Below are 14,175 nucleotides of genomic sequence, written 5' to 3'. Positions count from 1 at the left end.
CTTAAGGGATCAGCGGGCCCATGTCGCGCAGAATCCGTTGCGCCTGCCCGCCATAGGCGCCATCGGGGCCGTGCAGCACCAGCCCGGCGGTGAATCGCGCCGGCGAGCGCCCCCCCTTCTGCACCGCCAGCAGGATGCGCCGCGCCTCCTCCCCCGCCTTCGGCCAGAGCGGGACGAGCGTCAGTGAGCCGAATCGGGCGCCGTGGAGCGCGGTCAGGATCTCGTCCACCCGGTCGGCCCGGTGGACCATGGTCAGCGTGCCGCGCGGCTTCAGCATCGCGGCGGCGAAGCGCACCCAGTCGATCAAAGCCGCCTCCCCCTCCACGTTCGCCGCGGCCTTCCAGGGGTCGGGCGGCACGCTGGCCGCCCCCGCGCGCAGATAGGGCGGATTCATCATCACCCGGTCGAAGCTCCCGGGAATCAGCTCCGGCGGCGGGGCGAGCAGGTCACCCTCAAGGACGCCCACCCGGCCATCCAGCCCGTTGAGGGCGGCGTTGCGCCGGGCGAACGCCGCCGCCTCCGCCCGCTTCTCCAGCCCGACGACCATGACGCCCGGCACGCGGGCGGCGATGCACAGCGCCGCCGCCCCGGTGCCGGTGCCGACGTCCAGCACCCGCTCCCCCGCCCCGGCGGCGGTGACGGCGGCGAGCAGCACCGGGTCGATGGCGGCGCGGTAGCCGGCCTGCGGCTGGTGCAGGCGGACGCGCCCGTCGAGAAGCGTGTCGAACGCCGCGTCGCTTTCCATCGTCACGCCCCCAGCTCCTCCCCGGCGTCGCGCAGCAGGCGGCAGGCGGCCGCATGATCCTCCTCCGCCACCATCAGGCGGCGGGGGATGGCGCCGATGGAACCCTCCAGGATGCTGGTGTGGGTGTCCAGCACGATCCCCTCGATTCCCGCGTCGGTCAGCAGGGCGAGAAGCCAGCTCAGACGGACCGGATCGGTGGTGCGCAGAAGTTCCTTCATGAAATCCCGGCTGTTCTGTGCCCTTATTCGCCTTGCGGACTTGACCGAAGAGGCTATGCCGTTATGCTCCCTGCCGGAATTCGTCACGTCAATCATCATTGGAGTCGACCTTGGCGGTCGTGACCAACCTCGAGCCGAAACGGCGGAAGTCCACCCCGCTCGACGATCTGACCGCCCTGGTGGCCGATGACCTGAGCGCGGTGAACGAGATCATCGTCCAGCGGATGCATTCGTCCGTCGATATGATCCCGCAACTTGCCGGCTATCTCATCGCCGCCGGCGGCAAGCGCCTGCGCCCCGTCCTCACCCTCGCCGCCGCCGAGCTGTGCGGCTACAAGGGCGAGGATCACAAGATGCTGGCCGCGGTGGTGGAGTTCATCCACACCGCCACCCTGCTGCACGACGACGTCGTGGACGAGAGCGACCTGCGCCGCGGACTCGCCTCGGCGAACGCGGTGTTCGGCAACAAGGCCAGCGTGCTGGTCGGCGACTTCCTGTTCTCCCGCAGCTTCGAGCTGATGGTGGAGGTCGGGTCGCTGGACGTGCTGCGCATCCTGTCCAAGGCGTCCGCGGTGATCGCCGAGGGCGAGGTGCTGCAGCTGCGCACCACCAACGACACCGAAACCAGCGAGCAGGCCTATCTGGAGGTCATCAAGGCCAAGACGGCGGAGCTGTTCGCCGCCGCCTGCCGCGTCGGCGCCGTGGTGGCCGACCGCCCGCAGGCGGAGGAGCTGGCGCTCTACGACTACGGCATGAACCTGGGCATCGCCTTCCAGCTCGTCGACGACGTGCTGGATTACTCGGCCTTCCAGGCGAAGCTGGGCAAGACGGTCGGCGACGACTTCCGCGAGGGCAAGATCACCCTGCCGGTCGTGCTGGCCTTCCGCCGCGGCAACGACGAGGAGCGGGCCTTCTGGCGCCGCACAATGGAGGAGCTGGACCAGCAGGAGGGCGACCTGGAGCGCGCCCAGGAGCTGATGGCCAGGCACAACGCGCTGAAGGACACCGTGGAGCGCGCGCGCCACTACGGTTCCATCGCGCGCGACGCGCTGGGCCTGTTCCCGGACACGCCGGTGAAGGCCGCCCTGCTGGAGGTGCTGGATTTCGTGATCGAGCGCGATTTCTAAGCCTCGGGAACTTTTTCGCCGCGGGGGGTGATTTTCACGTTGCAGCCCCCCACTCAAGCGGCTATATACGCGGCCCACGGTGACGCCGGCCACGGCGCCACCGACGGACCGGAGAGTAGCTCAGCCTGGTAGAGCACTGCTTTCGGGAGGCAGGGGCCGGAGGTTCGAATCCTCTCTCTCCGACCAACACGAAAGGGCCGATGCGGCGACGCATCGGCCCTTTCGCTTTTCCGGCCCGGCAACCAGCCGTTGCGGCGGCCTTCCCGCCGGCTTTCGCGGCCCGGCAAAAAAAACATTCCGCAAATGCCGCTTATTCCCATTGCAGCCCGCGGGCAATGGGTCTATACACCCGCTCCACGGCGACGCTGGCAACGGCGGCACCGATTGGACCGGAGAGTAGCTCAGCCTGGTAGAGCACTGCTTTCGGGAGGCAGGGGCCGGAGGTTCGAATCCTCTCTCTCCGACCAGTATGAAGGGGGCCGATGCGGCGACGCATCGGCCCCTTTCGCTTTTGGCTCTTTCGCTTTTCCGGCCCACCGCCGCGGCACAGGCCGCGCTCCCGCCTGTTGTCCCTGATAAGCGACACAAGACGGGGAGCGGACCCATGGAACAGGCGATCGGACAGGAACCCCAGGCGGCGGGCGGCCCGGTGGGGACGGAGATCGACCCCAAGGCGGTGGTGGTGTCCCGCACGGTGCGCGACCTGCTCCAGCCCCACGGCTTCCGCCCCCGCGACATCGGCAGCGGCGTGGGCGGCGGCATGGCCTGGAACCGGCGCGGCGGCGACGACACCCACGAGATGATCACCTGCAACGGACGGTTGTCCGGCGACCCCGAGCGGGCGGAATGGACCGCCGGGCGCTACGGCAACCGCGGCGGCTTCGTGGAGGTCACCGGCCTGACGTTGCGCGGCGCGCTGGACGCCGTGGCGGTCCTGCCCCGGCCGGTGCGGGTGGACGGCTCGCTGGCCGAGGGCATCTACCCGTCGCTGGAGGACGCCCTCGACGACATCGCGTGACGGGCTATTTCAGCGCCTCGTCGATCTCCACCTGATAGCCCTTGGCGAGGCGGTTGGTCTCGTTGGCCATGCCGATGACGGCCATCAACTCGCCGAACTGGGCGTCGGTCATGCCGGCGCGGCGCGCCGCGGCCTCGTGCGAGCGGATGCAGTAGTCGCAGCCGTTGGTCACGCTGACCGCGACGAAGATCATCTCCTTGACCAGCGGGTCCAGCGCGCCGGGGGCCATCACCTCCTTCAGGCTCTCCCAGGTGCGCCTCAGCGTGGGCGGGTGATGGGCGGTCATCTTCCAGAAATTGTTGACGTCCGGCACGTTGCGGGTCGCCTTGATGTCGTCGTAGACGGCGCGCACCTCGGGAGCGGCGTCGGCGTGTTCGATGGGCTTCAGGGGCATGGTTGATGGTCTCCGCGGCTGGGCTGGCATCGGTGAAAAGCACCGGCTGTGCCTCATTGTCGCCGCATCCGCACGGCTGAGCCATGCGGAATGGTCCAGGCTGCACATCCCACCTCCTGAAAGTCATAGGGCTGCCGGAAAGTTCAGGTTGCCCCGGCTGTCGCGGACCGGCATAGCTACCTGATCGCGGTGGCCCGCGCATGCGCCCCGCCCCATCGCCACCTGCGATCGCCCCCCCGCCGTCAGCCCGCAGCCCTGCAGCCCATGCCTCTTCGTTACCTCGACGCCCTGGCAACCGAATCGGCGGGAATGGTGCGCCTTCTGCGCATCCTCCTGGTGGCATCCGTCGTGCTTCCCACGCTGCTGTTCACGGCCATCGCCTGGCGCGACTTTCACGAGGAGGAAGCGCAGGCCGAGCGCAACATCCGCAAGACCGTGCTGATCCTGCACGAGCACATGCAGAAGGTTTTCGACACGGTCGAACAGGTCCTGGACCGGTTGGACGAGCGGACCGCCGGCATGAGCTGGGACGAGATCGGCCGTTCCGATGATCTGCATGGCTATCTGAGGACTCTGGTCGAAGAGGTCCCACAGATCGGCGTCGTCGGGCTGGTCGATCCCAACGGCGCGCTGCGCAACGACAACCGCCTGTTCCCGGCCCCGTTGGTCAACGTCGGCGACCGGGAGTATTTCCGCACCCAGGCGGCCAGCGACGCCGGCATCCTTGTCAGCGAGGCGATCACCGGGCGCGGATCGGGCAAGCGGCAGTTCAACGTCACGCGCCGCCGCGCCGCCACGGGCGGCCCGGAGGGGCCGTTCAACGGCGTGCTGCTGACCGCGGTGCTGACCGACTATCTGGCCGATTTCTATCAACTCGTCGTCGCCGGTCCGAAGGAGGCGATCTCCCTCGTCCGCCACGACGGCTCGGTTCTGGTCCGTTTCCCTTCGATGGGCGATCGGCAGGCCCGTCATGCCGCGGACAGCTTCCTGCTCGGCGCCATGGCGGCCGGGAAGACCGAAGGCGTATTCCGCACACGGGGCCGCCTCGACGGCGTGGCGAGACTCAACGGCTTCATGCAGGTCACGCCCTACCCGATCTACGTCACCTACGGCATCCCGATCGCCGAGATCCGGGCTGGCTGGGCGCACAACGTCCTGACATACGCCGCTTTCACCGTGCCGGCGATGCTGGCTCTGATCGGCATCACCCTGTTGGCGCTGCGCCGCGCGCAGAGCGAGATGCGCGCCGTCCGCCGCTGGACCGAGGAGGCCCGCGCCCGCGAGTCCCTGGAGAGCGCGCTGCGCCAGTCGCAGAAGCTGGAGGCGCTGGGCCAGCTGACCGGGGGCGTGGCCCACGACTTCAACAACTTGCTGACCGCCGCCCTGGCCAACCTGCATCTGATGGAACGGCATCTGCCGGCGGAGGGCACGTGCTATCTGGACGGCACCCGCACCGCGCTGGAACGCGCCCGGACGCTGACCGGGCAATTGCTGGCCTTCTCGCGCCAGGAGGCGGTGGACCCCAAGGTGATCGATCTGGGGGATGCCTTGCGCGCCATGGCCGATCTGCTGGAACGCTCCATCCGCGCCGACATCGCGCTGGACTGGGCGCTTCCCGCCGCTCCGCTGCCGGTTGAGGTCGACCCGGTCCAACTGGAGCTGGCGGTGCTCAATCTCGTGGTGAACGCCCGTGACGCGATGCCGACGGGCGGACGAATCCGCATCGCGGCCCGACCGGAGGAAACGCCCGACGGCCCGCTGGCCGTTCTGGAGATCACCGACACCGGCGGCGGCATGCCGCCGGAGGTTGCCGCCCGCGCCTTCGAACCCTTCTTCACCACCAAGCCGCACGGCAAGGGGACTGGCCTGGGGCTGTCGATGGTCTACGGCTTCGCCCGGCAGTCGGGCGGCAACGCGACCATTTCCAGCGCGCCGCACCGCGGCACGGTCGTCCGCATCACACTGCCGGTGTCCAGGCGGGTGCCGGAGCCGGAAGCCGTGCCGGACGCGGCGGAGGCGGTCCCGGCCGGCCCGGTGCGCCTGCTGGTGGTTGAGGACAACGCATTGGTCCTGATGGCCACCGTGGAGGGGCTGACCCGGGAGGGCTTTGAGGTGGCGACCGCCGATCACGGCGCCGCCGCGCTGGAGATCCTGGAGCAGGACAACGCCTTCGACGTGATCGTGAGCGACGTGGTAATGCCCTACGGCGTGTCGGGAATCGATCTGGCGCGGCGGGTCCAGGAGCGCTGGCCCGACATCCGGGTTCTGCTGATTTCCGGCTACAGCCCGGAATCCCTGACAGGCCTGAAGGCCGACACCGCCGTCCTGCCCAAGCCCTTCACCCCGGACCAGCTCGCCGCCCGCGTCCGCGCCCTGCTCCGCTCCGCGAAGACCGCCTGACCGGGGCTGTTCCGAGCGGACGGGAGGGTCAGAGCAGAACGCTGATGAACATCGGCGCCCACAGCACCGCCGACCAGACCAGCCCCAGGAAGATGCCGTGGGTGAGGTCGGTGAAGGTCGGTTCCGACAGGCAGTGCATGCGCCAGAACGCTTCGCGGTCGTTCATGCCCTGACGCTGCCCCTGACGCTGCGGGGTGTGGTTCTGAGCGTCCTTCATGACCGTTTCCTTGCTGGGGCCAAAAGGAAGGAACCGGCGAAGAGCGCCGCGGTTCCGCACCGCGACGGGAACAATGGTGGGACAGGATGGGGCATGCCGAAAAGAGAAAGGCCTCCCTGTCCTTTCGGACGGGAGGCCTTCCGGTCGGATGGGATGAGCCGCTTACTTGGTGCGGATCATCGGGGTGAGCTGGTCGCCCCAGTTGCCCGTCGCGTTGTGATAGCGGGCCGTGCGCATCAGCTCGACCGTCACGCCGGCTTCCACGGCCTTGACGACGGCGTCGTTCAGGCGGTGCAGGCTGTTGGCGAGGACGCGGATGGCGCTTTCCTGCTCGTCCGTGAGGTTCGAACGCTCGTCCGGCGGCGCATCCTGGAAACCCGACTGATTCGTCATGCGGCTATCCTTCCCTTGTTCTCCGGCCCGGGTCTTGCGGCCCCGGCTCTGCCCTGGTTCACCGGCGCCGTTGCGCCGGCATGGCCGGGTGCTGCGCTGCAAACCCGGCATTTACGTCTTAACACATCACGCGCCGGTAGCAAGGGCGCGGCAAGACAACCTCGTTCGAAAGAGTCATGCCTCCCGCGGCAGAGTGCCGCTGCCTGGGGATGCCGGATGGGGGAAGGGCTGCGGCGCTCTTCAATCGCGCGGCACTCGGCGCACGGCGTTTGATCGGGACGCGCAGCGGGCCTAGCTTGGCGGCACAAGGGCACACGCCGACAAAAACGATCCGCAGCCGATACAGCAAAGAAAGACAGGACCATGGCCGACACCGCGACCGATTCCCGCTCCGTCGCCTTTCTGGGGCTTGGCACGATGGGCTTTCCCATGGCCGGCCATCTGGCCGTCCGGGGCGGCCACCGGGTGACCGTCTTCAACCGCACCGCCGCCAAGGCCGACGCCTGGACCGCCCGCTTCGGCGGCGCCAGCGCCGCCACCCCGGCCGAGGCCGCCCGCGAGGCCGAGCTGGTCTTCCTGTGCGTCGGCGGCGACGACGACGTGCGGGCGGTGGCCGGCGAGGCGATGACCGCCATGAAGCCCGGCACCATCGTCGCCGACCATTCCACCGTCTCCGCCACCGTCGCGCGTGAGATGGCCGAGCTGGCCCGCGAGCGCGGCCTGTTCTTCCTCGACGCGCCGGTGTCCGGCGGGCAGGCCGGGGCGGAGAACGGGGTGCTGACCGTGATGGTGGGCGGCGACGCCGACGCCTTCGCCCGCGCCCAGCCGCTGATGGCCTGCTACGGCCGCTCCGTCACCCACATGGGGCCGGCGGGCGCCGGTCAGCTGACCAAGATGGTCAACCAGATCTGCATCGCCGGCCTGCTGCAGGGTCTGGCCGAGGGCATGGCCTTCGCCCAGAAGGCCGGGCTGGATGGCCACAAGGTCGTGGACGTGATCGGAAAGGGGGCGGCGCAGTCCTGGCAGATGGACAACCGCGCCAAGACCATGCTGGACGGCAAGTTCGACTTCGGCTTCGCCGTGGACTGGATGCGCAAGGACCTGGGCATCGTCCTGGGCGAGGCCCGCAACAACGGCGCCAGCCTGCCCGTCACCGCCCTGGTGGACCAGTTCTACGCCGAGGTGCAGGGGATGGGCGGCAACCGGCTGGACACCTCCAGCCTGATGACGCGCCTGACGCGCTGAGCGGAGAGGACGGGGCGCTCGCTTGAACGCGACGCGCGGGACACGCGGGCAAATATCGACACGGATTTCACGGATCGAAACCGGATTTCACGGAACCGTTCGGCTTGGTGCGTTTGAGACGCAGCCGGATCGAAGAGCCCGTGAAATCCGTGTCCAAATCCGTGAAATCCGTGTCCAAATCCGTGAAATCCGTGTCCAAATCCGTGAAATCCGTGTCGATCTTATCAGGCAACCGCGCGGCGCACCTCGTCAAGCGAGAGCGCCGCGGTACACCCGCCCCGCCCCGACTTTACACCCGGACGACCTTGCCGGGGTTCATCCGGTTCTCCGGGTCGAAGGCGCGCTTCAGCTCGCCCATCACCGCGAAGGCGTCACCGGCTTCCTTCTCCAGGAACTCCATCTTGCCATAGCCGATGCCGTGCTCGCCGGTGCAGGTGCCGCCCATGGCGAGCGCCCGGTCGACCATGCGGTCATTCAGGCGCTTGGCCTCGGCCAGTTCCTCCGGCTTGTCGGGGTCGATGACGTAGACGAGGTGGAAGTTGCCGTCGCCGACATGGCCGACCAGCGGGGCCAGCATCGAGGATTCGGCGATGTCCTTCTTCGTCTCCAGGATGCAGTCGGCCAGCCGCGAGATCGGCACGCAGACGTCGGTCGGCCAGCCCTTGGAACCGGGGCGCAGCGCCAGCGCCGCGTAATAGCCGTCGTGGCGGGCCTGCCAGAGCTTGGAACGGTCCTCCGGACGGGTCGCCCAGGTGAATTCGCTGCCGCCGAACTCCGCGGCGATGGCCGCGACCATCTCCGCCTGCTCCTTCACGCCGGCGGCGGTGCCGTGGAACTCGAAGAACAGGGTCGGGGCGACCTTGTAGTCCAGTTTGGAATACTTGTTCACCGCGTCCATCTGGACCTCGTCCAGCAGCTCGATGCGGGCGACCGGGATGCCGGACTGGATGGTCTGGATCACCGTGTCCACGGCGCCGCGGATGTCGTTGAACGGGCAGACCGCCGCCGAGATCGCCTCCGGAATGCCGTAAAGGCGCAGCGTCACCTCGGTGATGATGCCGAGCGTGCCTTCAGCACCGACGAACAGGCGGGTCAGGTCATAGCCGGCGGCGGACTTGCGGGCGCGCCCGCCGGTCTTGATGATCCGGCCGTCGGCCAGCACCACGGTCAGCCCCAGCACGTTCTCGCGCATGGTGCCGTAGCGCACGGCGTTGGTGCCGCTGGCGCGCGTGGAGGCCATACCGCCCAGCGAGGCGTCGGCGCCGGGATCGATGGGGAAGAACAGGCCGGTGTCGCGCAGATGCTCGTTGAGCTGCTTGCGGGTCACGCCGGCCTGGACGGTGACGTCGAGGTCCTCCGGGCTGACCCGCAGAACCTCCTTCATGTTCGAGACGTCGATGCAGACGCCGCCGGCCAGCGCCGCGACGCCGCCCTCCAGCGAGGTGCCGGTGCCGAAGGGGATGATCGGCAGCTTGTGCTTCGCGCAGAGTTTGACGATGGCGCTGACCTCCTCGGTGGAGGCGGCGAAGGCGACGCCGTCGGGCGGGAAGTTGGGGTGGTAGGACTCGTCCTTGCCGTGATGCTCGCGCACCGCCGCGGCGGTGGTGAAGCGGTCCCCAAGCAGGGCCTTGAACTCGGCCTTCATCTCGTCGGTGAAGGCGACGCGAGGCTGGGCGGCGGGTACGGCGGTCATGGACGAATCTCCCCGGGGGTCCTTTTGGCACGATGCCGTGCGGTGGTAGGACCGGAGAAGCTAAGCCCCGCCGCCCGCGCAGACAAGCGACTCGCGCGCATGGGTGGGGGGCTTGCCTTGTATCGCCCTCGCCCCTCCGGGGAGAGGGAGGGGACCCGCGCCACAGGCGTGGGGAGGGTGAGGGGGTTGAGCTTTTGCCGGACCTACGCCATGCACAACCCCCTCACCCTGACCCTCTCCCCGGAGGGGAGAGGGAATTGGCGCCGTTACGCCTCCTCGTAGCCGCCGCCGCCCGGGGTCTCGACGACCAGCACATCGCCCTCCCCCATGGCCGTCTTGTCCTGGGGACCGAGTTCCTCCACCGAGCCGTCGGTGCGCTGGACCCAGGTGCGGCCGATCTGGCCGGGGGCGCCGCCCTTCAGGCCGAAGGGGGGAACCCGGCGGTGGTTGGACAGGATGGCGGCGGTCATCGGCTCCAGGAACTTCAGGCGCCGCACCACCCCGTCGCCGCCGCGCCAGCGCCCCGCCCCGCCCGATTCGCGGCGGATGCGGAAGCTGTCCAGCAGCACCGGGAAGCGCCATTCCAGCACCTCCGGGTCGGTCAGGCGCGAGTTGGTCATGTGGGTGTGCACTGCGTCCGTCCCGTCGAAGCCGGGACCGGCGCCGGAGCCGCCGCAGACCGTCTCGTAATACTGGTAGCGCTCGTTGCCGAAGGTCGTGTTGTTCATCGTCCCCTGGGCCGAGGCCAGCACGCCGAGCGCGCCGTACAGCGCGTCGGTGACGCACTGGCTGGTCTCCACATTGCCGGCCACCACCGCGGCGGGGTAGCTCGGCGACAGCATGGTGCCCGGCGGAATGACGATTTCGATGGGCTTCAGGCAGCCCTCGTTCATCGGGATCTCGTCGTCCACCAGCGTGCGGAAGACGTAGAGCACCGCCGCCCGGCACACCGCCGTCGGGGCGTTGAAGTTGCTGGTGAGCTGCGGGCTGGTGCCGGTGAAGTCCACCCGCGCCGACCGCTCGTCCTTGTCGATGGTGATGCGGACCTTGATGACCGCGCCGTTGTCCAGCTCCTGCACGAACTCGCCGTCGGTCAGCACGTCGATGACGCGGCGGACCTGCTCCTCGGCGTTGTCCTGGACCAGCTTCATGTAGGCGTTGACTGTCTCCAGCCCGAACTGGGCGACGATGCGGCGCAACTCGCGCGCGCCCTGCTCGTTGGCGGCGATCTGGGCCTTCAGGTCGCCCAGGTTCTGCGCCACGTTGCGCGCCGGCTGCGGCCCGGCGGTGAAGAGGGCGACGACCTCCTCCTCCAGGAAGCGGCCCCGCTCGACGAGCTGGATGTTGTCGAGGAGGACGCCCTCCTGGTCGATGGTCGTGCTGTCCGGCGGCATCGAGCCGGGGGTGATCCCGCCGACGTCGGCGTGATGCCCGCGCGAAGCCACATAGAACAGCACCCGCTCGCCGGCCTCGTCGAAGACCGGGGTGATGACGGTGATGTCCGGCAGATGCGTGCCCCCGTGATAGGGGTCGTTCAGCATGTAGACGTCGCCAGGGTTCATCTCCCCGTGGCGCCGCTCGACGATGGCGCGCACGCTCTCGCCCATGGAGCCGAGGTGCACCGGCATGTGCGGGGCGTTGGCGATCAGCCCGCCGTCCGCGTCGAACAGGGCGCAGGAGAAGTCCAGCCGCTCCTTGATGTTCACCGAATAGGCGGTCTTCTCCAACGTGAAGCCCATCTGCTCGGCGATGGACATGAAGAGGTTGTTGAAGACCTCCAGCATCACCGGGTCGGCCTTGGTGCCGATGGCGAGGCGCTGCGGCAGCTCCTCGAAGCGGGTCAGCACGAGGTGGTTCTTGCGCGTGACCTCGGCGATCCAGCCGGGCTCGACCACCGTCGTGGCGATCTTCTCCTTGATGACGGCGGGGCCGGTCACGCGGTTGCCGGGCTGGAGCTGGTCGCGGTCGTAGACCGGCGCCTCGCGGTCGGCGCCGCCGGTGTGCAGGGTGACGGTGGCGAGGCGGCGAGGCAGCGCGCCGGTGACGCTGGGCAGGTCCTGGTCGTCGGCGCTCTCGGTGCGGCCCACCGCCTCCACCGACACGGCCTCGACCACCAGGGCCTTGCCCTCCATCATGAAGCCGTAGCGCTGGCGGTGCGCCGCCTCGAAGGCGGCGGCCATGGCGTCGAGCGGCCCGAAATCGACGACCAGCGGGCTGTCGGAGCCCTCCACCTTGATGTGCGCCTTGCGCAGGACGGCGAGACGGTCCTCCGGCACGCCCTGGCGGGCCAGCTCCATGCGCCCCTCGGCCTCCAGCGCGGCGAGCGTGGCGGTCAGCTCGTCCACCAGGGCGTCGTCGAGCCGGGCCTCCACCGCGCGCTCGCGGATCGCCACCGTGTCGGCGAGGCCGATGCCGTAGGCGGACAGCACGCCGGCGTGCGGGTGCAGGAAGACCTTCCGCATGCCCAGCGCGTCGGCGACCAGACAGACATGCTGCCCCGCCGCCCCGCCGAAGCCGTTCAGCGTGTATTGGGTGACGTCGTAGCCGCGCTGGACCGAGATCTTCTTGATGGCGTTCGCCATGTTGTCCACGGCGATCTTCAGGAAGCCCTCGGCCACCTGATGCGGGGTCATCTCGGTGCCCAGCGCCTCGTTCACCTCCTCGGCCAGATCGGCGAACTTCTCGCGCACGATGGCAGCGTCGAGCGGCTGGTCGGCCTCCGGCCCGAAGACGTGCGGGAAGAAGTCGGGATGCAGCTTGCCGACCATCACGTTGCAGTCGGTCACGGTCAGCGGCCCGCCGCGGCGGTAGCAGGCCGGGCCGGGGTTGGCGCCGGCGCTCTCCGGCCCGACGCGGAAGCGCGCCCCGTCGAAGAAGCAGACCGAGCCGCCGCCCGCCGCCACGGTGTGGATGTGCATCATCGGGGCGCGCATCCGCACCCCCGCCACCACCGTGTCGAAGGCCCGCTCATACTCCCCGGCGTAGTGCGACACGTCGGTGGAGGTGCCGCCCATGTCGAAGCCGATGACCCGGTCGAAGCCGGCCATGCGCGCGGTGCGCACGGCGCCGACGATGCCGCCCGCCGGGCCGGAGAGGATGGCGTCCTTTCCCTGGAACCAGCGCGCGTCGGTCAGCCCGCCGTTCGACTGCATGAACATCAGCCGCACGCCGTTCAGCTCGCCCGCCACCTGCTCGACATAGCGGCGCAGGATCGGCGACAGATAGGCGTCCACGACGGTGGTGTCGCCGCGCCCGACGATCTTCATCAGCGGGCTGACTTGATGGCTGACCGAGACCTGGGTGAAGCCGATGGAGCGGGCCAGCGCCGCCACCTGCTTCTCATGATCCGGAAAGCGGTAACCGTGCATCAGAACCACCGCGGCGGCACGGAAGCCGTCCTGGTAGGCCTGCTCCAGCTGGACCCGCACGGCGCGCAGGTCCACGGCCTTCAGCACCGTGCCGTCGGCCTTGACCCGCTCCGGCACCTCGGCCACCCGCTCATACAGCAGCTCGGGCAACACGATGTGGCGGGCGAAGATCTTCGGGCGGGCCTGGTAGCCGATGCGGAGCTGGTCGCCCAACCCCTCGGTGATCAGCAGCAGCGTGCGCTCGCCCTTGCGCTCCAGAAGCGCGTTGGTGGCGACGGTGGTGCCCATCTTCACCGCCTCGACCGCCTCCGCCGGAATCGGCTGGCCGGCGGCGAGGCCCAGCAGGTCGCGGATGCCCTGGATGGCGGCGTCGCGGTAGCGTTCCGGATTCTCCGACAGCAGCTTGTGCGTGACCACCGACCCGTCCGGGCGTTTGGCCACGATGTCGGTGAAGGTGCCGCCGCGGTCGATCCAGAATTGCCACCGGCCCGGCTGTTGGGGCGCCATATCCCACTCCCTGATGTCTTGGCTTTACGGGGAGTGTGACCATACGCCGCCGCCGGTCAAGACGGGGTGCACGAAAGGGTGGGATGCGCCCCCTCCTCCTGCCCGTCCGGTCAGGCCGCCTTGAGCAGCGCGGGCAACCCGTCCAGCACGGCGTTCACCGCACCCGCTCCGTCCTCAAACGCCTCCAGCGCCAGCGAGAATTGCGAGGGACGCGGCAGGTCGATGGTGATGGCGAACTCCCCGCCGTCGCGCTCCATCGTTCCGCCGAAGCGGCGCGACAGGGCGCGCATGCGGGTGTTGTCGGACAGGCACATCAGGTGGACCTGCCGGATGCCCCGGTTGGCGGCGATGGACAGCGAGCGGCGGACCAGGGTGGAGCCGACGCCCCGCCCCTGAAACCCCTTCTCGACGCTGATCGCCAGTTCCGCCGCGCCGGGCCACAGCAGCCGGTCGAAGCACAGCTCCACCGCGCCGCGCAGCGTGCCGCGGTCGAACAGGCCGAGCAGCGTGGTCCGCGTCCAGTCGAGCGATTCGCAACGCTGAGCGATGACTGCGTCGGAGACGGTGCCGGTGAAGCGGGCGTAGCGGTCCGCCTTGTCCAGCCGCAGCAGATGCGCGCGGTATTGGCCGCGTTCGGCGGGGAGAAGCTTGCGGATGGCGGACATGGGGGGACTCGTGGCGCTGGTGATTCGGGACATCGCACCGCTTCGCGTCGTCCGCTTCCCCCGTCGACGGCCTGAACCGGCCGCCCTCTTTTGTTGCGGCGCAACATGGAGAAGACGGGAACCAAGGGCAAGGCCCCTGGCGATGACGGCACGACTCTACGGCACGACTCTGTTGCAGCGCAGCA

The 14,175-nt window shown here is 69.1% G+C and carries 12 protein-coding genes and 2 tRNA genes; 6 read left to right on the top strand and 8 right to left on the bottom strand.

The window, feature by feature from the left end; translation table 11 throughout:
• Nucleotide 1: 1 nt before the first annotated feature.
• Entirely contained in the window at nucleotides 2-745 is a 744-nt protein-coding gene (locus AMK58_RS04065; RefSeq protein ID WP_059398647.1) for a tRNA1(Val) (adenine(37)-N6)-methyltransferase, read from the bottom strand.
• Nucleotides 746-747: 2 nt separating this feature from the next.
• On the bottom strand, nucleotides 748-963 hold the full coding sequence (locus tag AMK58_RS04060; protein ID WP_014241194.1) for a putative signal transducing protein: 216 nt from the start codon (nucleotides 961-963) through the stop codon (nucleotides 748-750).
• 110 nt (nucleotides 964-1,073) lie between these two features.
• On the opposite strand from AMK58_RS04060, the gene AMK58_RS04055 reads away from it, so the two are divergent.
• From AMK58_RS04055 to AMK58_RS04040, 4 genes are all read left to right on the top strand, one after another.
• Entirely contained in the window at nucleotides 1,074-2,090 is a 1,017-nt protein-coding gene (locus tag AMK58_RS04055) for a polyprenyl synthetase family protein (RefSeq protein WP_035675389.1), read from the top strand.
• Nucleotides 2,091-2,199: 109 nt separating this feature from the next.
• Nucleotides 2,200-2,276, top strand: a tRNA-Pro gene (locus AMK58_RS04050).
• A 204-nt stretch (nucleotides 2,277-2,480) separates the two neighbouring features.
• Nucleotides 2,481-2,557 (top strand) — tRNA-Pro (locus tag AMK58_RS04045).
• A 137-nt stretch (nucleotides 2,558-2,694) separates the two neighbouring features.
• A complete protein-coding gene (locus tag AMK58_RS04040) occupies nucleotides 2,695-3,108 on the top strand; it encodes a hypothetical protein (protein ID WP_035675358.1) in 414 nt (137 codons plus the stop codon).
• A gap of 4 nt (nucleotides 3,109-3,112) precedes the next feature.
• On the opposite strand, the gene AMK58_RS04035 is transcribed toward AMK58_RS04040, so the two are convergent.
• Nucleotides 3,113-3,502 (bottom strand): carboxymuconolactone decarboxylase family protein, encoded by a 390-nt coding sequence (locus AMK58_RS04035; protein WP_035675360.1) that lies wholly within the window; start codon nucleotides 3,500-3,502, stop codon nucleotides 3,113-3,115.
• Between the two features lie 264 nt (nucleotides 3,503-3,766).
• On the opposite strand from AMK58_RS04035, the gene AMK58_RS04030 reads away from it, so the two are divergent.
• Entirely contained in the window at nucleotides 3,767-5,902 is a 2,136-nt protein-coding gene (locus tag AMK58_RS04030) for a hybrid sensor histidine kinase/response regulator (RefSeq protein WP_059398646.1), read from the top strand.
• Nucleotides 5,903-5,930: 28 nt separating this feature from the next.
• On the opposite strand, the gene AMK58_RS04025 is transcribed toward AMK58_RS04030, so the two are convergent.
• Nucleotides 5,931-6,119, bottom strand: a complete 189-nt coding sequence (locus AMK58_RS04025; protein WP_035675364.1) for a hypothetical protein — start codon at nucleotides 6,117-6,119, stop codon at nucleotides 5,931-5,933.
• A 162-nt stretch (nucleotides 6,120-6,281) separates the two neighbouring features.
• Nucleotides 6,282-6,512: an SMc00767 family acetate metabolism repressor gene (locus tag AMK58_RS04020; RefSeq protein ID WP_014241201.1), complete on the bottom strand. Its 231-nt coding sequence runs from the start codon at nucleotides 6,510-6,512 to the stop codon at nucleotides 6,282-6,284.
• 363 nt (nucleotides 6,513-6,875) lie between these two features.
• On the opposite strand from AMK58_RS04020, the gene AMK58_RS04015 reads away from it, so the two are divergent.
• On the top strand, nucleotides 6,876-7,757 hold the full coding sequence (locus AMK58_RS04015; RefSeq protein ID WP_035675366.1) for an NAD(P)-dependent oxidoreductase: 882 nt from the start codon (nucleotides 6,876-6,878) through the stop codon (nucleotides 7,755-7,757).
• A gap of 289 nt (nucleotides 7,758-8,046) precedes the next feature.
• On the opposite strand, the gene AMK58_RS04010 is transcribed toward AMK58_RS04015, so the two are convergent.
• The 3 genes from AMK58_RS04010 to AMK58_RS04000 all read right to left on the bottom strand — a co-directional run bounded on the left by AMK58_RS04010 (nucleotide 8,047) and on the right by AMK58_RS04000 (nucleotide 13,990).
• Nucleotides 8,047-9,450: an FAD-linked oxidase C-terminal domain-containing protein gene (locus AMK58_RS04010; RefSeq protein WP_035675367.1), complete on the bottom strand. Its 1,404-nt coding sequence runs from the start codon at nucleotides 9,448-9,450 to the stop codon at nucleotides 8,047-8,049.
• Between the two features lie 266 nt (nucleotides 9,451-9,716).
• Nucleotides 9,717-13,325, bottom strand: coding sequence for a hydantoinase B/oxoprolinase family protein (locus AMK58_RS04005; protein ID WP_035675368.1), 3,609 nt, complete (start codon nucleotides 13,323-13,325; stop codon nucleotides 9,717-9,719).
• Nucleotides 13,326-13,435: 110 nt separating this feature from the next.
• Nucleotides 13,436-13,990, bottom strand: a complete 555-nt coding sequence (locus AMK58_RS04000; protein ID WP_035675370.1) for a GNAT family N-acetyltransferase — start codon at nucleotides 13,988-13,990, stop codon at nucleotides 13,436-13,438.
• Nucleotides 13,991-14,175 lie beyond the last annotated feature (185 nt).

Origin of the sequence: Azospirillum brasilense (assembly GCF_001315015.1) — a bacterium.
Lineage (GTDB): Bacteria > Pseudomonadota > Alphaproteobacteria > Azospirillales > Azospirillaceae > Azospirillum > Azospirillum brasilense.
Note: the sequence above shows the minus strand (reverse complement) of the source record. Positions and strands in the feature narration are given on the sequence as shown.

Bases quoted from the DNA above. Each gene is read 5' to 3' on its own strand.
- AMK58_RS04065 (WP_059398647.1), bottom strand. From the start codon at position 745: ATGGAAAGCGACGCGGCGTTCGACACGCTTCTCGACGGGCGCGTCCGC.
- AMK58_RS04060 (WP_014241194.1), bottom strand. From the start codon at position 963: ATGAAGGAACTTCTGCGCACCACCGATCCGGTCCGTCTGAGCTGGCTT.
- AMK58_RS04040 (WP_035675358.1), top strand. From the start codon at position 2,695: ATGGAACAGGCGATCGGACAGGAACCCCAGGCGGCGGGCGGCCCGGTG.
- AMK58_RS04035 (WP_035675360.1), bottom strand. From the start codon at position 3,502: ATGCCCCTGAAGCCCATCGAACACGCCGACGCCGCTCCCGAGGTGCGC.
- AMK58_RS04030 (WP_059398646.1), top strand. From the start codon at position 3,767: ATGCCTCTTCGTTACCTCGACGCCCTGGCAACCGAATCGGCGGGAATG.
- AMK58_RS04025 (WP_035675364.1), bottom strand. From the start codon at position 6,119: ATGAAGGACGCTCAGAACCACACCCCGCAGCGTCAGGGGCAGCGTCAG.
- AMK58_RS04020 (WP_014241201.1), bottom strand. From the start codon at position 6,512: ATGACGAATCAGTCGGGTTTCCAGGATGCGCCGCCGGACGAGCGTTCG.
- AMK58_RS04015 (WP_035675366.1), top strand. From the start codon at position 6,876: ATGGCCGACACCGCGACCGATTCCCGCTCCGTCGCCTTTCTGGGGCTT.
- AMK58_RS04010 (WP_035675367.1), bottom strand. From the start codon at position 9,450: ATGACCGCCGTACCCGCCGCCCAGCCTCGCGTCGCCTTCACCGACGAG.
- AMK58_RS04005 (WP_035675368.1), bottom strand. From the start codon at position 13,325: ATGGCGCCCCAACAGCCGGGCCGGTGGCAATTCTGGATCGACCGCGGC.
- AMK58_RS04000 (WP_035675370.1), bottom strand. From the start codon at position 13,990: ATGTCCGCCATCCGCAAGCTTCTCCCCGCCGAACGCGGCCAATACCGC.